Origin of the sequence: Rhizobium sp. 18055 (genome assembly GCF_902706285.1) — a bacterium.
Taxonomy (GTDB): Bacteria; Pseudomonadota; Alphaproteobacteria; order Rhizobiales; family Rhizobiaceae; genus Rhizobium.
The window spans coordinates 95,917-116,559 of sequence record NZ_CACSKD010000012.1 but is presented as its reverse complement, the minus strand read 5'-3'; the positions used below and the strand labels follow the sequence as shown (position 1 = coordinate 116,559).

17 protein-coding genes are annotated in these 20,643 nt (G+C 61.4%); 8 read left to right on the top strand and 9 right to left on the bottom strand.

The window, feature by feature from the left end:
• Positions 1-6: 6 nt before the first annotated feature.
• The gene (locus GVL52_RS19835) at positions 7-939 is read right to left on the bottom strand and encodes a VOC family protein (protein ID WP_160010314.1); all 933 of its coding nucleotides are present in this window, start codon (positions 937-939) and stop codon (positions 7-9) included.
• Positions 940-1,077: 138 nt separating this feature from the next.
• A complete protein-coding gene (ung, locus tag GVL52_RS19830) occupies positions 1,078-1,779 on the bottom strand; it encodes a uracil-DNA glycosylase (RefSeq protein WP_160010312.1) in 702 nt (233 codons plus the stop codon).
• A 161-nt stretch (positions 1,780-1,940) separates the two neighbouring features.
• Between ung and GVL52_RS19825 the strand changes: the two genes are divergently transcribed.
• The 4 genes from GVL52_RS19825 to GVL52_RS19810 all read left to right on the top strand — a co-directional run bounded on the left by GVL52_RS19825 (position 1,941) and on the right by GVL52_RS19810 (position 7,268).
• Positions 1,941-3,365, top strand: a complete 1,425-nt coding sequence (locus tag GVL52_RS19825) for a phosphomannomutase (protein WP_160010310.1) — start codon at positions 1,941-1,943, stop codon at positions 3,363-3,365.
• Positions 3,366-3,399: 34 nt separating this feature from the next.
• Complete coding sequence (locus tag GVL52_RS19820; protein ID WP_160010308.1) at positions 3,400-4,827, top strand: mannose-1-phosphate guanylyltransferase/mannose-6-phosphate isomerase; 1,428 nt, start codon at positions 3,400-3,402, stop codon at positions 4,825-4,827.
• 105 nt (positions 4,828-4,932) lie between these two features.
• Positions 4,933-6,246, top strand: coding sequence for a UDP-glucose/GDP-mannose dehydrogenase family protein (locus GVL52_RS19815; protein ID WP_160010306.1), 1,314 nt, complete (start codon positions 4,933-4,935; stop codon positions 6,244-6,246).
• Between the two features lie 2 nt (positions 6,247-6,248).
• A complete protein-coding gene (locus GVL52_RS19810) occupies positions 6,249-7,268 on the top strand; it encodes an NAD-dependent epimerase/dehydratase family protein (protein WP_160010304.1) in 1,020 nt (339 codons plus the stop codon).
• A 43-nt stretch (positions 7,269-7,311) separates the two neighbouring features.
• Here GVL52_RS19810 and GVL52_RS19805 read toward each other — a convergent pair whose 3' ends face one another.
• The 3 genes from GVL52_RS19805 to denD all read right to left on the bottom strand — a co-directional run bounded on the left by GVL52_RS19805 (position 7,312) and on the right by denD (position 11,130).
• A complete protein-coding gene (locus tag GVL52_RS19805; protein ID WP_160010302.1) occupies positions 7,312-9,078 on the bottom strand; it encodes a bifunctional diguanylate cyclase/phosphodiesterase in 1,767 nt (588 codons plus the stop codon).
• Positions 9,079-9,250: 172 nt separating this feature from the next.
• On the bottom strand, positions 9,251-10,147 hold the full coding sequence (locus GVL52_RS19800; RefSeq protein WP_160010300.1) for an NAD(P)-dependent oxidoreductase: 897 nt from the start codon (positions 10,145-10,147) through the stop codon (positions 9,251-9,253).
• On the bottom strand, positions 10,147-11,130 hold the full coding sequence (gene denD / locus GVL52_RS19795) for a D-erythronate dehydrogenase (protein WP_160010298.1): 984 nt from the start codon (positions 11,128-11,130) through the stop codon (positions 10,147-10,149). The genes GVL52_RS19800 and denD overlap by 1 nt, the downstream gene beginning before the upstream one ends.
• Before the next feature lie 180 nt (positions 11,131-11,310).
• Here denD and GVL52_RS19790 point away from each other — a divergent pair, with 180 nt between their 5' ends.
• The gene (locus tag GVL52_RS19790; RefSeq protein WP_160010294.1) at positions 11,311-11,643 is read left to right on the top strand and encodes a DHCW motif cupin fold protein; all 333 of its coding nucleotides are present in this window, start codon (positions 11,311-11,313) and stop codon (positions 11,641-11,643) included.
• Between the two features lie 71 nt (positions 11,644-11,714).
• On the opposite strand, the gene GVL52_RS19785 is transcribed toward GVL52_RS19790, so the two are convergent.
• The 3 genes from GVL52_RS19785 to GVL52_RS19775 form a co-directional block, all read right to left on the bottom strand.
• Positions 11,715-14,918: an efflux RND transporter permease subunit gene (locus GVL52_RS19785; protein ID WP_160010292.1), complete on the bottom strand. Its 3,204-nt coding sequence runs from the start codon at positions 14,916-14,918 to the stop codon at positions 11,715-11,717.
• Positions 14,919-15,042: 124 nt separating this feature from the next.
• The gene (locus GVL52_RS19780) at positions 15,043-16,233 is read right to left on the bottom strand and encodes an efflux RND transporter periplasmic adaptor subunit (RefSeq protein WP_160010290.1); all 1,191 of its coding nucleotides are present in this window, start codon (positions 16,231-16,233) and stop codon (positions 15,043-15,045) included.
• Between the two features lie 54 nt (positions 16,234-16,287).
• Complete coding sequence (locus GVL52_RS19775) at positions 16,288-17,091, bottom strand: alpha/beta hydrolase fold domain-containing protein (protein WP_160010445.1); 804 nt, start codon at positions 17,089-17,091, stop codon at positions 16,288-16,290.
• Between the two features lie 167 nt (positions 17,092-17,258).
• Here GVL52_RS19775 and GVL52_RS19770 point away from each other — a divergent pair, with 167 nt between their 5' ends.
• Positions 17,259-18,170 (top strand): LysR family transcriptional regulator, encoded by a 912-nt coding sequence (locus tag GVL52_RS19770; RefSeq protein WP_160010288.1) that lies wholly within the window; start codon positions 17,259-17,261, stop codon positions 18,168-18,170.
• A gap of 350 nt (positions 18,171-18,520) precedes the next feature.
• Here GVL52_RS19770 and GVL52_RS19765 read toward each other — a convergent pair whose 3' ends face one another.
• A complete protein-coding gene (locus tag GVL52_RS19765) occupies positions 18,521-19,261 on the bottom strand; it encodes an SDR family oxidoreductase (RefSeq protein ID WP_160010286.1) in 741 nt (246 codons plus the stop codon).
• Between the two features lie 122 nt (positions 19,262-19,383).
• On the opposite strand from GVL52_RS19765, the gene GVL52_RS19760 reads away from it, so the two are divergent.
• A complete protein-coding gene (locus GVL52_RS19760) occupies positions 19,384-20,274 on the top strand; it encodes a LysR family transcriptional regulator (protein WP_160010284.1) in 891 nt (296 codons plus the stop codon).
• Positions 20,275-20,319: 45 nt separating this feature from the next.
• The gene (locus GVL52_RS19755) at positions 20,320-20,640 is read left to right on the top strand and encodes a hypothetical protein (protein WP_160010282.1); all 321 of its coding nucleotides are present in this window, start codon (positions 20,320-20,322) and stop codon (positions 20,638-20,640) included.
• Positions 20,641-20,643: the final 3 nt, after the last annotated feature.

The window sequence follows — 20,643 nt, the reverse complement described above, 5'->3', positions numbered from 1 at the left end:
CCCGTCTTAGGCTTCCAGCGGCTCGAGATGCTGTTCGATCAGCGAGCGCAGATGTTCATGCTGGCCCGGCAGCTTCAGCGCCTGGCCGAGGTTTGCCGTATCCTCGTCCCGGTCGAAGCCCGGCTCGTTGGTGGCGATCTCGAACAGCACGCCGCCTGGTGTGCGGAAGTAGATCGCCCAGAAGTAATCGCGATCGATGACCGGTGTCACCTGGTAGCCTGTGTCCATCAGGGCCTTGCGAACCTCCAGCTGCTTTTCACGGTTTTCGACCGCAAAGGCGACATGGTGGACGGAGCCGGCACCGGGCAATGCCCGCGAGATGTTCGGCATCGTTTCGAGATCGACCAGATGCGCACCGTTGCCGCCGGGAATGGTCATCCGCTTGACGCCGTCCCGTTCTTCCTGAACCTCGTAACCCATGAACTTCAGCAGTTCCGACGTGGCGCCGTCATCGCGCAACCGCATGGCAACAGAGTGGAAGCCGCGGATCGCATGATCCTCGCTGATACCACCATGGGTCCAGGGCAGGCGCTTGTCGTCCTTGACCTCGACGAAGGCAAAGCCGTCGCCATCAGGACCTGCAAAGTTCAGGCGCTTCTCGCCGAATGTGTCTTCGGCCTTGAGGCCGGTCGCATTCAACTTGGCGAGATGATCGCTCCAGAAGCCGAGGGAACCCTCAGGCACGGAAAACACCGTCGTTCCGACTTCACCTGTGCCCGGACGGCCCTGCGCCATCTTCGGGAACGGGAAGTAGGTCATGATCGTGCCGGGAGCGCCGGTCTCGTCTCCATAGTAGAGGTGGTAGACATCAGGAGAATCGAAGTTCACGGTCTTCTTGACGCGGCGCAAACCAAGCGCGCTGGTGAAGAACTGGTTGTTCGTCTGGGCGTTCGCAGCCATCGATGTGACGTGGTGAAGACCCTTGATTTGGTTGATCATTTGAGACCCCTTTCTGGCCCGCCTCGCGGGCTGTTCGATGGGTCATAGATGATCCTTATCTCACCGTTGGAATAGCCCCGTTGATCGGAACGGATTGTCTACTTTTAGTGAACAGTGAACAGCAGTCGTTCAACGAAGCTATTCATCCTGCGGATCGGCGGGCAGCTGCCAATCGATCGGCTGGCGCCCGTGGTTTTCCAGAAACGCGTTCGCCTTCGAAAAATGATGGCAGCCGAAAAACCCGTTATGTGCCGACAGCGGCGACGGATGCGGTGATTTCAGAACCAGATGCCGCGTTGTATCGACGAAGGCGGCCTTGCGCTGCGCATAGGCGCCCCAGAGGATGAACACCACCGCATCGCATTCGTCGTTGACCTTTCGGATCACCGCATCGGTAAATGTTTCCCAGCCCTTTTTCTGGTGCGAAGCGGCTTGCGCCTGCTCGACTGTCAGCACGCTGTTCAGGAGCAACACGCCTTGCCGTGCCCAATGCTCCAGAAAGCCGTGACGCGCCGGGGCAATGCCGAGATCGCTTTGCAGTTCCTTGTAGATATTGACCAGCGATGGCGGAATCCGCACGCCGGGCTGCACGCTGAAACATAGCCCGTGTGCCTGCCCCTCGCCATGATAGGGGTCCTGCCCCAGGATCACCACCTTCACATCGGCAAGCGGCGTCAGATCCAGAGCGCGGAAATACTCCGATCCCTTCGGAAAAATCTGCTTCCCCATCTGCTTCTGTTCGACCAGAAACGCCTTGAGTTTCTGCATATACGGACTTTCGAACTCCGCAGACAGCGCACCCTTCCAGCTGCCTTCGAGCGCGATGGTCTGTTCATTCATGCGATTGTCTCCATCGTCGACGTCTTGAACGAGCGTCAAATTTGCGTCTACAAGGGATTTGGCGGACATTTTATCGGTCGCCACCCGTCAAAATTTACGAACTCCATGTAGTTTGCTTTCAAAACACCGATGAATTCAAGCGTATCCGAGGGCTTATCAGGATGAAATTTGGCACAAGCGGGCTTCGCGGCCTTTCCGAGGACCTGAAGGGCCGGGCGTCGGCACTTTATGCGACGGCGTTTGGCCACTATCTGCTGGAAAGCAAGCGCGCCCACACCGGCGACGCTATCCTGATCGGCCGCGACTTTCGCGATTCAAGTCCTGAAATCACTGCGGACTGCGCCAAAGCGCTCGCAAAGCTCGGCTTCAAGGTCATCGACTGCGCAACGCTGCCGACACCGGCGCTGGCGCTCTATGGCCTGCAGCGCAACGCGGCCTGTCTGATGATCACCGGCTCGCATATTCCAGCCGACCGCAACGGCATCAAGTTCTACCGCCCCGATGGCGAGATCGACAAGGATGACGAAGCGGCGATCACCACGGCCGCAGCCGAACTCGACCGTGCTGGCTTTGTGCTGGCTGACGGCACCGGGCAGACCGAAGATCGGTCCGCAGAATGCCTGGCGATGTTCACGGAGCGCAATGCGAACCTTCTTTCCGCTGGCGCACTTGAGGGCCTGAAGGTCGGCGTCTACCAGCACAGCACCGTTGCACGGGATTTGCTGGTTGATCTGCTCAAGCAGTTCGGCGCCGAGGTGATCGACTTTGCCCGCTCGGACACCTTCATCCCCGTCGATACAGAAGCCGTTTCAGAAGAGACGATTGCCCTTCTGAAGAAGGCGTCGAAAGACCATGGTCTTGACGCCATCGTCTCGGCCGACGGCGATGGCGACCGCCCGCTGGTGACCGATGAAACCGGCACACCGCTGCGCGGCGACCTTCTCGGCCTGATCGCTGCCAATTTCCTTGGTGCCAGTTCCGTCGTGACACCTGTGACGTCGAACTCCGGCATCGAGGCATCAGGCACGTTCGGCGTCATCCGCACCCGCGTCGGCTCACCCTTCGTGATCGCAGGCATGCAGGCGGCGCTTGAAGCCGGCGAAAAAGGCGTCGTCGGCTTCGAGGCCAATGGCGGCACGCTCGTTGCCAGCAACTTCACCATCAACGGCAAGACGCTGCTCGCTTTGCCCACCCGCGATTGCTTCCTGCCGATGCTGGCGACACTGTCGCTGGCGGCAGCGAGAAAGCAGCCTCTATCGGTGATCGCCTCGGCCTATCAATTGCCATTTGCTGCCGCTGACCGGCTCGAGAATTTCCCGGTGGAAACAAGCGCGAAACTGATGGCCCATCTCCGCGCCAGCCCGGACAATCTCGCCGCTTTCCTGCAGCCGATCGGTACCGTCGGCAGCGCCAGCGATATCGACGGTCTCCGCGTGACGCTGGACGACAAGCGGATCATCCATTTCAGACCATCGGGCAACGCGCCGGAAATGCGCTGCTATGTCGAGGCGGAAACCGACGCTGCGGCCACAGAGCTTCTTGCCACCGGCCTAGCGCGCATCCGCGCATGGGCAAATGCAAACTGATCGACGACATAAGAACTTTCAAGGACAGACCCAGATGACGCAGAAGATCGTTCCCGTAATCATGGCCGGCGGCAAGGGCACACGCCTCTGGCCACTGTCGCGTTCCACTGCACCCAAGCAGTTCATCCGCTTCATCGGCGACACGACGCTGTTCCAGGAAACCCTGCTTCGCGTCTCCGACAAGGCTCTCTACGAGCCGGCGATCGTCATCACCAACGAGGAGTTCCGCTTCCTGGTCGCCGAGCAGGCCCGCGAACTCGACATCGCGCTTTCCACCATCCTGCTGGAACCGATGGCCCGCAACACGGCCGCCGCTGTTGCTGCAGCCGGCGCGCTGGTGCGTGACAGCCTCGGTGAAGACACCATCATCCACGTGCTCGCCTCCGACCACGAGATCGACGCCGACGAGATCTATTTCAACGCCGTGCGCACCGCGATTGCGGCCGCCTCGCAAGGCAAGCTCGTCACCTTCGGCATTGCGCCCACAGAACCCGCAACCGGCTATGGCTATATCGAAGGTGGGGACGCTCTCTCAAGCGGCGCCCAGTCGGTGAAGCGCTTCATCGAGAAGCCACCACTGGCCGAGGCCGAGAAGATGCTGGCCTCTGGCGGTTTCTACTGGAACTCCGGCATGTTCATGTTCCCGGTCGCCTGCCTGCTCAACGAGATGGCGAGCTTTGCGCCCGCCGTCCTGAAAGCGGCAACCGAGGCTGTTGCCCACGGCGTCAAGGATCTCGACTTCATCCGGCTCGACAAGGCGGCCTTCGCCGAGAGCCCTGACATCTCGATCGACTACGCGATCATGGAAAAGACCAGGAACGCAGCCGTCGTTCCCTCACCCTTCAAGTGGTCGGATCTCGGCAGCTGGGATGCGATCTGGAAGAGCGGCAATGGCGATGCCGAGGGCAATGTCGCCGCCGCCAACACCACGCTCGTCAATACCCGCAACTCGCTGGTGATGACCCATGGCGTCCATCTCGCCGTCCACGGCATGGACGACATCGCCGTCGTCGCCAGCGAAGACGCCGTCTATGTCGGGCGGCTGCAGGACGCCCAGGACGTCGGGGCCATCGTCAAGATGCTGGCCGCCAAGCCGGCCACCGCCAAGCTGACCGAGACCCATCCGACCTCCTACCGTCCCTGGGGCGGCTACACCTCGATCTTCAACGGCGACCGTTTCCAGGTGAAGCGCATCTTCGTCACCCCGGGCAAGAAGCTCTCGCTGCAGAAGCACCACCACCGGTCCGAACACTGGATCGTCGTCAAGGGTACGGCTGAAGTGACGATCGGCGAAAACGTGCAGATGCTGCGTGAGAACGAGTCGGTCTATATTCCGCTCGGAGAGGTCCACCGCCTCGCCAATCCCGGCAAGATCCTGCTCGAACTGATCGAGGTCCAGACCGGCTCCTATCTCGGCGAAGACGACATCATCCGCATTGTCGATGAGTTCGGCCGTAACTGATCCCGCAGTCGAGCCTTTGTCTTGAACTTATAAAACTAGCCCTGTAACACCATCGCAGCCTCGCCGGTCGGCCGGGCTGCGATTGATGTTTCAGGGAATGAACCCATGCGTATTGTGATGATTGGCTCGGGCTATGTCGGCCTTGTTTCCGGCGCCTGCCTTGCCGATTTCGGCCATCATATCACCTGTGTCGACAAGTCCGTGGAGAAGATCGATGCGCTGGAGCGCGGCGAAGTGCCGATCTTCGAACCCGGCCTCGACACCATCATTGCGCAGAATCGCGCTGCCGGACGCCTGGATTTCTCCAAGGATCTCGCAGCCCCCGTCGCCTCCGCCGATGTCGTCTTCATTGCCGTCGGCACGCCATCGCGCCGCGGCGATGGCCACGCCGACCTCACTTACGTCTATGCAGCAGCGCGTGAAATCGCCGCAGCTGTAGAGGGCTTTACCGTCGTCGTCACCAAATCGACGGTTCCCGTCGGCACCGGCGACGAACTTGAGCGCATCTTCCGCGACGAGTTCCCCGACAAGGACATCTCGGTCGTATCAAACCCCGAATTTCTGCGCGAAGGCGCCGCCATCACCGACTTCAAGCGCCCCGACCGCATCGTTCTCGGCACCGAGGAACCACGCGCCATCGAAGTCATGCGCGAAGTCTACCGCCCGCTCTATCTCAACGAGGCACCGCTCTATTTCTGCGAGCGCCGCACCTCCGAGCTGATCAAATACGCCGCCAACGCGTTTCTCGCCATGAAGATCACCTTCATCAACGAGATCGCCGACCTTTGCGAGCAGATCGGCGCCGACGTGCAGAAGGTCGCCAAGGGCATCGGCATGGACAAGCGCATCGGCGACAAGTTCCTTCATGCCGGCCCCGGCTATGGCGGCTCCTGCTTCCCCAAGGACACGCTGGCGCTGGTCAAGACCGCGCAGGATTACGACAGCCCGATGCGGCTGATCGAAACCACCGTCGCCATCAACGATAACCGCAAGCGCGCCATGGGCCGCAAGGTGATTGCCGCCTGTGACGGCACCGTCCGCGGCAAGAAGATCGCCATCCTCGGCCTCACCTTCAAGCCGAACACCGACGACATGCGCGACGCCCCCTCGATCACCATTGTCCAGGCGCTGCTCGACGGCGGCGCCGACGTGCACGTCTACGATCCCGAAGGCATGGATGCCGCCCGCGAAGTGCTCGGCCCTGTCGTATATGGCAGGGACCCCTACGAGATCGCCGACGGCGCCGACGCCGTCGTTCTGATCACCGAATGGGACGAATTCCGCGCCCTTGATTTCAAGCGCCTGAAGACACTGGTCAGCCAACCGGTGCTGGTCGACCTGCGCAACATCTATCCGATCGCCGAAGTCACCCGGCATGGCTTCAGTTATTTCGCAGTCGGCAAGAAGAGCGGATCATAAGCATGCGTTATTTCATCACCGGAACCGCCGGCTTCATCGGCTTCCATCTCGCCCGCCGGCTGCTGCAGGACGGCCACGAGGTCACCGGCTTCGATGGCATGACGCATTATTACAACATCAGGCTCAAGCACATGCGCAACGCAGCGCTGGCGCAGTTCCCGAGCTTCCGCCCGGTCACCGCCATGCTGGAAGACCGCGCAGCGCTTGAAGAAGCGGTCGCTGCCGCCAGGCCTGACGTGATGATCCACCTCGCAGCACAGGCCGGCGTCCGCTACAGCAACGAGAACCCTGAGGCCTACCTGAATTCGAACCTGATCGGCTCCTGGAACATCCTGGAGATCGCCAGGACCGTCGGCGTCGCCCACCTGATGCTGGCTTCGACCTCGTCGATCTACGGCGCCAATCCGACCGTTCCCTTCCACGAGACCGACCGCGCCGACGAACCGCTGACCTTCTACGCCGCCACCAAGAAATCGATGGAACTGATGGCGCACAGCTACGCCCATCTGCACAAGATTCCGACGACGGCGTTCCGCTTCTTCACCGTCTACGGCCCCTGGGGCCGGCCCGACATGGCACTCTTCAAGTTCGTCAAGAACATGCTGGAAGATCAGCCGATCGAGATCTACGGCGAAGGCAAGATGAGCCGGGATTTCACCTATATCGACGATCTCGTCGAAGCCGTCCTTCGCCTTTCGTCCGTCATGCCCGCCGAGAGCAATCGGATCGCCTCGGAGAAGGTCGAGACGCTGTCGCATCAGGCCCCGTTCCGGATCGTCAACATCGGCGGCGGCCAGCCGACCAGCCTGCTCGATTTCGTCGATACGGTGGAAAAGGCACTCGGCCAGAAGGCCAAGCGTATCATGATGCCGATGCAGCAGGGCGATGTCCCGCGCACCTTCGCCAGCCCCGACCTGCTGACGGCGCTGACCGGCTACACGCCGGATACCTCGCTTGAGACAGGCGTCGCTGCCTTCGTCGATTGGTATCTCGAGGCGCGTGGCGAACTCGACCCGGCCTGAAATCAGATCCCGATACCGGATCAGGCAGACGGGCAAGCCTGCTTTAACTGGCAAGCAGTGCCGAAAACTTGCGGTCGATCTCTTCAGCCGGTGCAGGCCGGCTGAGCGCAAACCCCTGCAGCGCATCGCAGCCGAGCCTGGCAAGCGTCACTGCATGCTGTTCGGTTTCCACCCCTTCAGCAATCACCTTGACGCCGAGCGCCTTGGCGATCTCGACGATCGACTTGACGACGCGGCGCTGCTCCTCCGACGTATCGATGGCATCGACCAGCTGCCGATCGATCTTCAGCCGCGTCGGGCGCAACCGCACCAGGCCGATCAGCGACGCGTGCCCGGAGCCGAAATCATCGATCTCGATCTCGATCCCCATCAGCTTGATCCGATCGACGCTCTGCATCAGCTCGTCGTCGCAATCGTCGAGAAAAATTGTCTCGATAAGCTCGAACACGATGGCGTTGTCGGGAATATCGAGCGCCTGCAGATCGCCGATCAGCAGCGGATCGTAGAGCCGCTGGCCCGATATGTTCACCGATATCCGCGGCACCCGCACGCCATGGCGCAGCCATTCACGTCGGTCGATCAGCACCCGTCTCAGGATCGACGCATCGATTTCGGCGGTCAGTCCGTGCTCGTCGGCGACTTTGAGAAAATCGGCGGGTGCAAGGATGCCGCGCTGCTTGTGGCGCCAGCGCGCCAACGCCTCGACGCCGACGATTTCGCGTGTCCTGGCGTCGAACTGCAGCTGATAATAGGGAACGATTTCGCCGGCCACCAGCGCCAGCTTGAGCTCTTCGGCGATCCGCCGCTTGCCCATCAGCTCGTCTTTCAGGCGCTGCGTGAAGAACTCGATGCGGTCGCGCCCGCTGGCCTTGGCCGTGTAGAGCGCCATGTCGGACTCGGCCAGCAGGTTTGAATCACCCCGATCCGCCGACCATGAAATACCGATCGAGACACCTGATTGCAGCATTTCGTGGCCGAACCGGATCTTCTTGCGCAACCGCTTCTGCACATGGCGCGCGATCTGCTGCAGTTCGTCCATGCTGGCAAAGTTCACAAGCACGACAACGAACTCATCGCCACCGATGCGCGCCGCCATGCCGGTCTCTGGAAGCGCCGCGGTAATCCGCAGGGCAGCGGCCCGCAGCACGGCATCGCCCGCGGCATGGCCGTAAGCGTCGTTGATCTGCTTGAATTCATCGAGATCCAGATGCATCACCGCAAGTGTCGAAACACTCTCGTCCTCGGCCAGCTGCGCGATCCGCTTGTCGAAGAACCGCCGGTTCGGCAGGCCGGTCAGATAATCGTGCTCGGCTGCATGCTCGATACGGGCGTTGCTCTCTTCGAGCGCCAGCGCCCGCGCCTCCGCCACCGCTTTCTGCCGAGCGGCCTCTTCGTTGAGAAGCACATCTGCCGTCACATCCCATTCCGCACCGATGAAGGACGGCGCCCCTTCCTCGCTGACATAAAAATGCGCACGCGACCGAATGTAGCGGATCTCGCCATCGGGCCAGCGGATGCGAAATTCCGAATTGTACTGGCCACGTCTGGCGACGGCATCCTTGAATTCCGCATAGGCGCGTTCGCGGTCGTCCGGGTGGATGGCGCTCGACCAGATCGACGTCGGCACGGGACCGCTTCGCAGTCCCGTCTGATAGAGGCGGTGCATCTGCACGTCCCAGGATATCTCTTCCTTTTGCAGGTCATGCTGCCACACACCGATCTGCGATGCATCCAGCGCCAACTCCAGCCGCCGCAAGAGATCCTGAAACTCTCGCTCTGACCGTATGGAGTTTTTAGATACCAAAGCCATCCAATGCCTCACGTAACGTCAAAGCAGCATAGTCTCGACTGCCCCGTGGCAGCAACATTCACCCGCGAAAAGATCGCTGAGCGAGACATTAATTAGAAGGCACTAAAAATCTATCAATGATTGCATATCAATAGATTGGCGCTATTTTTTGTTTTCTTGTCGTCCACCCAGCTTATGAATTTTCTCCTGAGCGGCCATTCTTTCGCTCCAGCTGCAGCAGCAATCCGCTGTGATCCGTCTCTCCGCCGCCATCTGCCACGAAGGCCGAGAATTCCGTGCGAACGGCCTCGGTCAGCGGCAATGTCAGCGATAGGCTCCCAGCCTCCGCGACGATGTTGTTGAGGTCCTTCAGCTGCAGCTTCGATGGCCCCGCATGCCCGAAATTGCGCTCCACCATACGTTGACCGTGAACCTCGAGGATTCGGCTTTCGGCAAAGCCACCGCGGATGGCACGGCGAAACGCCTCCGGCGATCCTCCTCCCGCTTCGACCAGCATCATCGCCTCGGCAATGGCACCGATGGTGATGGCAACGATCTGTTGGTTGCCGAGCTTGGCAAGCTGGCCGGTGCCGCTCGGGCCGACATGGGTGACGCGCCCAAGCGGCGCGAACACATCCGCCAATGCCTCAACGACATCCGCATCGCCACCCGCCATGATCGCCAGCGTTCCGGCCGACGCACCGACGACACCGCCGGAAACCGGCGCGTCAAGGTGGCCGATGCCGCGTTTACCAAGGTCTGCAGCATGGTTGCGCGCAGCACCCGGGGTAATCGAGCTGCAATCGATGACGATGGCGCCGCGGTCCAGCGCATCGGCGACACCTTGCGAAAACAGCACGTCGCCAACCGCATTGTCGTCGGTCAGCATCGTGAACACAACGGATGCGCCCTGCGCTGCCGCCGCAGGCGTGTGGGCAACCACGGCGCCATCACTTGCGAGCGCTTCGGCCTTTTTGCCATCGCGGTTCCACACGGTAACGGAGAACCCGGCCTTGAGGAGACGCCGCACCATCGGTGCGCCCATCAGCCCGGTCCCTAGAAATGCTATGCTACGCTCTGCGCCGTTCATCAGATCTTGCCTTCCAATTCGTCTTCTATATGCACGCGAATAATCTCTTCAAAGCTTGTCTCGGCCACGAAGCCGAGGCCTGCCGCCCGCTCGGGCGCAAACGCCCGCGCCCAGCCGCTGACAATCTTCATTACCAAGGCGTCAGGCTCTCGCCGGATCAGCGCCACCGCCTTGTCGCCGGCAATCGAGCGCAACGCCTCGATCTGTTCGCCGACCGAAGCGCTGACGCCGGGCATGGTGAGGCTGCGCTGCGAGCCGAGCGGCTCGAGATCGATGCTGGCGGCATGGATCAGGAAGCCGATCGCAGACCGTGGCGATGCATGCCAATGGCGAACCGTATCCGGCACCGGCAGGATCGCCGGCTGACCGGCAAGCGGCTCACGGATGATGCCGGAAAAGAAGCCGGAGGCCGCCTTGTTCGGCTTGCCGGGACGCACGCACACCGTCGGTAGCCGAATGCCGATCCCGTCGATGAAGCCGCGTCTGGTGTAATCGGCGAGCAGCAGCTCGCTCATCGCCTTCTGCGTCCCGTAGCTGGTCAGCGGCGTCAGGTTGAAATCATCGGGGATGACATCGGGCATCGGCGTGCCGAACACGGCGATCGAGGAGGTGAATACCACGCAAGGCCGGTAGCCATCCTGAAGATGCGCAAGCCGGATCGCCTCGAACAGCGCCCGCGTCCCCTCGAGATTGATACCGTAGCCCTTCTCGAAATCGAGCTCGGCTTCCGCCGAGACGATCGCGGCCAGATGGAAGATCACATCGGGCCTGGAGCTAACGACCCTGCCTGCCTGTCCGGCGCTGGAAATATCGACGGCGCTGGCATCGACCCGACCGGAAAATCCCTGCGGCACGCTGGGCTGGACGACGTCGACCAGCGACAGGCGGGTGACGGCCTGCCCGGCCAGACTGCGGTCCGACACCAGCCGCTCGGTCAGCTTGCGCCCGATCATCCCGGCAGCACCGATAATGGCGATATGCATCCATAACTCCCTGTTGCCCGGTCAAGACCGAAGCACCTGCACGCAGTGTTTTCCCAATTGATAGGGCTAACGTCCCTTGATGCAAGACAAAACCGGCTTGCTGCATGGCAAACAAAAGACTGGACACGCTGCCGGAGATGCGAGACCTGAGGCCGAGCACACCCTGTAAGGATCGCCACCATGAAGCTTCCGCCGCTGCCCTACACCTCCGTTGACTGGCACGCCCTTCCCGCCACCGAACACAAGGGCGAAACCGGCACGGCGACATGGCGGACGCTGAACAATGGCGACGTGCGGATGCGCATCGTCGAGCTGTCGCCGGGCTATCTCGCCGACCATTGGTGCGACCGCGGCCACATCGTCTATGTACTGGAGGGCGAGGTCACCAGCGAGCTGAAGGACGGCCGTTCCTTCGTGATGACGCCGGGCACCGGCTACACCGTCTCGGACAGCGGCGACGCCGCCCACCGCTCCTGGACGACCTCGGGCGCCAAGATGTTCATCATCGACTGACGACGTCGTTCGGCAAAGAAAAAAAGGCGGAACCGTGGTCCCGCCCTTCGATAGCTTCAGAGTTGGCCGACCTATTCGGCCGCCATCCGGATCACCTGGGCACCGCCGTGCCCCTCGTGATCGTCGTCCTTGTGCTGCACCAGCGGACGGTTGCCCGCCAGCTTGCGGATCAGCACGTAGAACACCGGCGTCATGAAGATGCCGAAGAAGGTGACGCCGATCATGCCGGAGAACACTGCAACACCCATGGCAGCGCGCATTTCGGCACCGGCACCGGTGGAGACGACGAGCGGTACGACACCCATGATGAAGGCCATCGACGTCATCAGGATCGGGCGCAGACGCAAGCGGCTGGCCTCGACCGCAGCCTGAACGGGCGTGCGACCTTCGAACTCCAGTTCGCGGGCAAATTCCACGATCAGGATCGCGTTCTTCGCCGACAACCCGACAAGCACGATCAGGCCGATCTGGGTGAAGATGTTGTTGTCTCCGCCGGTGAGCCAGACACCCGTCAAGGCAGCAAGCACACCCATCGGCACGATCATGATGATCGCCAGCGGCAGCGTCAGGCTCTCATACTGCGCAGCCAGCACGAGATAGACCAGAAGCAGTGCCAGCGGGAACACCAGGAAGCCCGAGCTGCCGGCCAGAATCTGCTGATAGGTCAGATCCGTCCACTCGTAGCCGATGCCCTTCGGCAGCGTCTCGTCGGCAATCCGTTCGACCGCAGCCTGCGCCTGCCCCGACGAGAAGCCCGGTGCCGGACCGCCGTTGATATCGGCAGCCAGGAAGCCGTTGTAGCGCGTCGTGCGTTCGGGGCCCGTGGTTGCACTCACCTTCAACAGTGCCGACAGCGGGATCATCTGGCCCGATGCAGAGCGAACCTTCAGCGCGCCGATATCGTCCGCATGGGCGCGGAACTTGGCATCGGCCTGCACGCGGACGCTGTAGGTACGGCCGAATGCGTTGAAGTCGTTGACATAGAGAGAACCCAGATAGATCTGCAGCGTTTCGAAGACATCGGTCACCGAGACGCCGAGCTGTTCGGCCTTGGCACGATCGAGGTCAGCATAGAGCTGCGGCACGTTGATCTGGTAGCTGGAGAACAGGCCAGCAAGCTCAGGCGCCTGGTAGGCCTTGGCAAGGAATGCCTTGGTCGCCTCGTCGAGCGTGTTGTAGCCAAGCCCTGCCCGGTCTTCGAGCTGCAGCTTGAAACCACCCGTCGTGCCCAGACCCTGGACCGGCGGCGGCGGGAACATGGCGATGAAGGCATCCTGGATGGCGCCGAACTTCTGGTTCAGCGTCATGGCGATTGCCCCACCCGAGAGATCCGGCGTCTTGCGTTCCTCGAAAGGCTTCAGCTTGACGAACACCACACCGGCATTCGAACCGTTGGTGAAGCCGTTGATCGACAGGCCGGGAAACGCGATGGCATGTTCGACGCCAGGCGTTGCGAGGGCGATATCGCTCATCCGCTTGATCACGTCTTCCGTGCGGTCGAGGCTGGCGGCATCAGGCAGCTGCGCGAAGCCGATCAGGTATTGCTTGTCCTGCGCCGGCACGAAGCCGCCGGGAACCGCGTTGAACAGCGCATAGGTCGATCCGGCCAGCGCCAGATAGATCACCATGACGATGCTCTTGCGCGACACCAGACCGCCGACACCCTTGCCATAGGCATTCGAGCCCGCACTGAAGGCACGGTTGAAGCCACGGAAGAACCAGCCGAACACGAAGTCCATGCCACGCGTCAGCCAATCCTTCGGCGCATGGTGACCCTTCAACAGAAGAGCGGCCAGGGCCGGAGACAGCGTCAGCGAGTTGATCGCCGAGATGACCGTCGAGATTGCGATCGTCAGCGCGAACTGGCGATAGAACTGGCCGGACAGACCGGTGATGAAGGCCAGCGGCACAAACACCGCCACCAGCACCAGCGCGATCGCCACGATCGGGCCTGACACTTCCTTCATCGCCTTGTAGGTGGCATCCCTTGGCGACAGGCCATTCTCGATGTTGCGTTCGACGTTTTCGACGACGACGATCGCGTCATCGACGACGATACCGATCGCCAGCACCAGTCCGAACAGGCTGAGCGCGTTGATCGAGAAGCCGAATGCATACATCACCGCAAACGTACCGATGATCGACACAGGAACGGCGATCAGCGGAATGATCGAAGCGCGCCACGTCTGCAGGAACAGGATGACGACGATGACGACAAGCGCGATGGCTTCGAGCAGCGTATCCACGACCTTTTCGATCGATGCACGAACGAACTGCGTGGTATCGTAGACGATCTCGTACTTGACGCCTTCAGGCATCGCCAGTTGCAGCTCGTTCATGGTCTTGACGACCTCGTCCGAGATGGTGATGGCGTTGGAGCCCGGTGCCTGGAACACGGGAATGGCCACCGCCGACTTGCTGTCGAGCAGCGAGCGCAGCGAATAATCAGACGCACCGAGTTCGACGCGTGCAACGTCGCGAAGACGGGTGATCTCGCCGTTCGAGCCGCTCTTGACGATGATGTTGCCGAATTCCTCAGGCGTCTGCAGGCGACCCTGCGCATTGACGTTCAGCTGGATGTCGATACCGGGAAGGCTCGGCGACGCGCCGATGGTACCGGCCGCGGCCTGAACATTCTGGGCGCGGATCGCATCGGTGATGTCGCTGGCGGCAAGATTGTGCTCGGCAGCCTTCTGCGGATCGATCCAGATGCGCATCGAATAATCGCCCGACCCGAAGATCTGCACCTGGCCGACGCCCTCGATGCGGGCAAGCCGGTCCTTGACGTTGAGAACGCCGTAATTGCGCAGATAGGTGATGTCGTAGCGATTGTCCGGCGAGGTCAGGTTGACCACCATCATCAGGTCGGGCGAACTCTTGACCGTGGTGATGCCGAGGCTGCGCACTTCGGTCGGCAGGCGGGGTTCGGCTTGGCTGACGCGGTTCTGCACCAGCTGCTGTGCCTGGTCGGGATTGGTGCCGAGCTTGAAGGTAACCGTCAGCGTCATCACGCCGTCGGATGTCGCCTGGCTGGACATGTAGAGCATGCCCTCGACGCCGTTGATCTGCTCTTCGAGCGGCGTGGCGACGGTTTCGGCGATGACCTTCGGGTTGGCGCCCGGATAGGTGGCGCGCACGACGATCGATGGCGGAACGACTTCCGGATATTCGGAAATCGGCAGCGACCGCATGCCGATCAGGCCGGCGACCACGATGAGGACCGATAGGACCCCGGCAAACACCGGGCGGTCGATAAAGAACCTAGAGATATTCATTTCAAAGCCCTCTCCGGGATGAAATTGGGATGCAACGACCCTCTCCGGCGGTTGGGATGCCGCCGGTGGGTTGGAACATTTCGGGTAAAAGTCCTTCTCCCCGAGAGGAGAAGGGAAATTCAGTCTACTTCGCTGCCGCGACTTTCTCTTCCATCTCAGGCGCCACCACGGCACCCGGACGGATACGCTGCAGACCATTGACGACGATCTTGTCGCCGACGGCCAGGCCGCTCTCGACAACCCGCTCGCCTTCGGCGGCAATGCCGAGCTGCACCGGCCGGTAGCTAACCTTGTTTTCGGCATCGACCACGAACACGAATTTCTTGTCCTGGTCGGTTCCGATCGCGCGTTCGCTCACGAGGATCTTGTTCTCGGCCTTCGGCTGGCCCATGCGGACGCGAACGAACTGGCCGGGGATCAGCTTGCCACCCGGATTGTCGAACACGGCGCGCACCCCGATGGTGCCGCTGGCGGCATCCACCTGGTTGTCGATCAGCTGCAGGTTGCCCTTGATCGGCGTGCCCTGATCGGCAAGCGTGCCGACTTCGACCGGGATCTGCTCGATAGGCTGCACAGCACCATCGGAAACCGGAAGCTGCGCAAGCGCCCGTGTGACCATCTCTTCGCTGGCATTGAAGCTGGCGTAGATCGGATCGACCGACACCAGCGTCGTCAGCGCCGGCGAGGTCGAGCCTGCAGCGATCAGATTGCCGGCGGTAATCTCAAGCTTGCCGACGCGACCGGCAACGGGAGCGCGAACCTCTGTATAGCCGAGCTGTAGCTGTGCTGATTGCAGCGCTGCCTGCGCGGTGCGCAGACCGGCCTGCGCTTCGGTAAAGGCGTTCTGACGCTGGTCCATGTCGCTCTGCGAAATGGTCTTGTTGTCGGAAAGCCTGCGACCGCGCTCAAGCTCGATCTTCGCCAGATTGACCTTGGCATCGGCCGAAGCCACCTGCCCTTCGGCCTGCGAAACGGCGGCCTGGTAAGGGGCCGGATCGATGGTGAACAGCAGATCGCCGGATTTTACCAGCGCCCCTTCGCGGAAATGCACCGACTGGACAGCCCCATCGACGCGCGAGCGGATCTGCACGCGGTCGATGGCCTCGAGACGGCCCGAAAACTCTTCCCAGGCGGTCACGTCGCGGCTGGCGACGATGGCAACCGTGACAGGCACCGCGGGAGCCGGCGCCTCCGCGGTTGCGGCCGTGGCCGTTGCACTCATCGGCAGTTCGAAAAAGATAGCTGCGGCCGAAACGGACGCAGCAAGGCTCAGACCGGCGCCCACAAGGGCCCAGCGCTTCTTACTCGACGTCATTGTTATTCTCCTTACGGCCTCCGCGGCCGGAACATCAGGTCTGGTTTAGTGCGATCAATGTCTCACGCTCATTTTCTGAACGAACATTTTGAATTCATTTGTAATCGAAGACTGCCAGGTCGGTGCCTCGGCAGTCTTGCCGCCATAAATTCCCGTCCAGCCCGTCCCGGCAGGAAGGACATTCTGACGGACTGCAACACCGGCCTGCTTCAGGCGGTCGGCGAACCCAAGCGTTTCATCGCGCAGAGGATCGTCGGCAGCGGTGAAAATCAGAGCGGGCGCAACGCCCGCAATTCGTGAACACAGGCACGGCGCCGCATAGGGATGGCAGCCGCCGCCGCTGAGATAGTGGCTCCAGCCCGCCGCCCAGCGCTCACGCATGCCGATCGCATCGGCCTCGCGGATCGAGGACGTCCCCATGAAGGGATCGACCAGAGGAGAGATCAGCACCTGGCCGTCCAGCGCATCGGCGTAATGGTCGCGGGCCTTGAAGGCGACGCTGGCCGCGATGTTGCCACCGGCCTCTTCACCTGCGACCAGCAACAGCGAATTGCGGTCGCCGAGACCGGACGCCCGCTTGTTGGCCATGTAGGAAAACAGCGAATAGCCGACTTCCAGCGGCTTCGGGAAAACCCCGCCGAGCGGTGCATTGTAGTCGGCAACGACGACGATGGCGCCAGCGCTGGCAATGGCTTCCGCCACAGGGCTGTCCTGGAGCCCGGAGCCCTGAAATGCGCCACCGTGGAAGAACAGCACGATCGGCGAACCCTTGCCGTATTCGGCGCCCTGGTAGACGCGGGTAGAGACGGGGCCGATGGCCACCTTCTCGAACACCATGTCTTTCACCTGCACCGTCATCGTATCGATCTCTGCTTCATCGGCGTAACATATTGCCTGCCGCAACGGCTTGCAATTTCCAAGAAAAAGATATTGTTATTCCAGTCACGGAATAAGCGGCCTCATTACGATTACACTGTTCCGTATTTCGAACAATACCGCACTGCAACCTACTCAGGTGACTTCCGATGGACCAGCTCTCGGCAATGCGCGCTTTCATTCGCGTCGTGGAGACGGGCAATTTTACACGGGCCGCCGACACGCTCGCCATGCCCAAGGCGACGGTGACCAATCTCATTCAGGGGCTTGAGGCGCATCTGCACACCAAGCTCCTCAACCGCACCACCCGCCGCGTCATGGTGACGACCGATGGAGCTCTTTATTACGAGCGCGCCGCGCAGATCGTCTCCGAGATTTCGGAGCTGGACGGCAGCCTCACCAACTCGCAAGGACTGCCTGGCGGGCGGCTGCGCGTCGAGATGGCCGGGGCCTTCGCCGACTGGATCGTCGTGCCGGCGCTTTGCGATTTCTACCAGAAATATCCCGACATCCGCATCGATCTCGGCGTCGGCGACCGCACCGTCGATTACCTCGCGGAAAACGTCGATTGCGCGTTGCGCGCGGGCACCCCGGCAGACCAGTCGCTGATTGCCAGGCGCGTTTCGGAGGTGGAGATGATCACCTGCGCCGCACCGCTCTACATCGAGAGGTACGGCCGACCGGAGCGCCCGGAAGAGCTTGAAAACGATCACTATTCGGTCAGCTACTTTCGCGCACAGACCAACCGGACGCTTCCGTTCGAGTTCCGCAGGGACAACGAGGCACTGGAGATCAATGCCCGCTATCTGGTCTCTGTCAACGACAGCAGAACCTTCGTGACGGCAGCGACTTCAGGCCTTGGCATTGCGCAGCTGCCGCGCTTCATGATCCGCGATGCGTTGGAAAAAGGAGAGCTGGTACAGATCCTGCCGGAATGGAACCGCGAGCCGCTCGGGCTCTATATCGTCTATCCCCCGAACCGCCACCTCAGCAACAAGGTGCGCGTCTTCGTCGATTGGCTGGTGAAGCTGCTCGTCGATGCCAAATTGGATGCAGCCTGACAGAACTGCGGCCCGCAAGAAGAGATCTCCGACGGGCCGCAACTATATGTTTTTCATTTCATTCTTTCATTCCCTGCCGCGTCACCAGGGAAAAATGGCCCGGCAGTTATCGAGGCCTGACATCCGGGTTTGGAGGGGTCCCGAATGTCCCTACCAAGCTAATATAGCCAATCCACATATAAATGTAAGGGGATATTGCTCGGCGGCATCATTCGGCGAAATGAAACAATCGAGCGCAGGCTGGACGCTCACACAATGTCCCGGATGGAGCGCGGTATGCGCGACTCGCTGCAGGAAGCGATCTTAGCAGGCTGCGCGGCGAGCACTTTCCCGCCGCGCAATTTTCAGAATCAGACGATGCCGCCATTGGCGCGCAGCACCTGGCCGTTGATCCAGCCACCATCCGGTCCCGCCAGGAACGACACCGAAGCCGCGATATCCTCTGGCGTGGCGAGGCGTTCGAGCGGGTTCATCTTCGCCATCCGGGCAACCAGTTCGTCGGACTTGCCGGTGAGAAAAAGATCGGTCGCGGTTGGTCCCGGCGCCACCGCGTTGACGGTGATGCGGCGGCCGCGCATTTCCTTCGACATGATCGCGGTCATCGTTTCGACAGCCGCCTTGGTGGCAGCGTAGACACCATAGGTCTCGAGCTTGAGACCGACCACAGAGGTCGAGAAGTTGATGATCCGGCCACCATCGCGCAACCGCTTGCCGGCCTCGCGCAGCGTGTTGAAGGTGCCCTTCAGATTGACGCTGATCTGCCGGTCGAAATTGGCATCGTCGGCATCGGCAAGTGACGACAGCATCATGATCCCGGCATTGTTGACGAGCACATCAACACCGCCAAAGGCGGCTTCGGCCGCGTCGAACATCCGGCGAACCGCGTCGGCATCGCTGACATCGGCCTTGGCCGTCAACGCCTTGCCGCCAGCCTGCTCGATTCTGGCAGCCAGTTGCTCGGCCGGCGCCGCATTGCCGGAATAGTTGATGACGACGGTGAAGCCATCCTTGGCCAGACGCTCGGCAATCGCAGCACCAATGCCTCTGGAAGCGCCGGTGATGAGCGCAACCTTGTTGTCTGAATCGGCCATTGTCGTTCTCCTAAGTCATCTGCGCCGCAGCGCGTTGTGGGGTGAGCAACAGATGCGCCTTTTCTCTTGGCGGATAATCATCCATTATTCGCCAACACTATCCGGGGATCGCGAACAAACAGATGGACAGGTTTGATGCCATGCGGGTGTTTTCCCGCGTCGTGGAGCGCCGCAGCTTCACCGCCGCCGCTGAAGACACCGGCCTGCCGCGCTCGACGGTCACCGATGCGGTGAAACAGCTCGAAGCCCGCCTTGGGGTTCGTCTGCTGCAGCGCACGACGCGCCATGTCAGCCCGACGCTCGATGGCGAGGCCTACTATCGCCGCTGCCTGTCGATCCTCGCCGATATCGAGGATGCAGAGGGTGCATTCGCCGGCGCCAAGCCGAAAGGCATGCTGCGGGTCGATGTCCACGGCACGCTGGCGCGCCACTTCGTGCTTCCGAACCTGCCGTCATTTCTGGAAACCTACCCCGAGATCGAGCTTTACATGAGCGAGGGTGATCGGCTGGTGGATCTGGTTCGCGAAGGCATCGACTGCGTGCTCCGCGTCGGCACGCCTGGTGACAGCGACATGGTCGCCCGCAGGCTGGCAATGCTCGAGGAAGTCACCCTCGCCTCACCCGCCTATCTCGAGAAACACGGAATGCCGGAACATCCGGACAGGTTGGACGGCCACCGCATGGTCGGCTTTCAATCGAGCGCATCAGGTAGCCTGATCCCGCTGGAGTTCATGGTGAATGGCCAGATCCGCAACGTCACGCTGACGGCCACCCTCTCGGTCAATGCCGCCGAGAGTTTTCATGCTGCCGCCCTCCTCGGCCTCGGCATCATCCAGGTGCCGCGCTATCATATAGAACGCTACTTACAATCGGGCGAACTCGTCCACATTCTTTCGGAGTACCCGCTAACGCCGACGCCGGTCTCGCTGCTTTATCCGAAGAGCCGCCAGCTATCGCCACGCGTGCGGGTTTTCATCGACTGGTTGACGACGGTCTTCGCAAGGCAAACATAGTCAAACGAGTTCGACGTCTTCAACCGCTCATCAGGGAAGCAGACCATGACCATCACCGACATCAGAGTGAATGCCAGAGACGGCGGTTTCGTCGTCGAATTCGGCGACAAGGCAGGCAACGGCATCTCCGTCACGCTCTATAACGTCGCCACACCGGGCCTGACCCGAGACACCGCCCTGTCACATGCGCGCCATTTGTTGACAACAGCGCTGGAAAATTCCGCCGGCGACGGTCCGCACAGCAAGGATGCGGCGACGCTGGAAGAGGAACTGGACGAGGGCCTTGAGGACACCTTCCCGGCCAGCGATCCGGTGTCCGTCACCAACCCCTCGCTCCCGCTGCACGATCCCAAGGCAGGCCGATAGGCC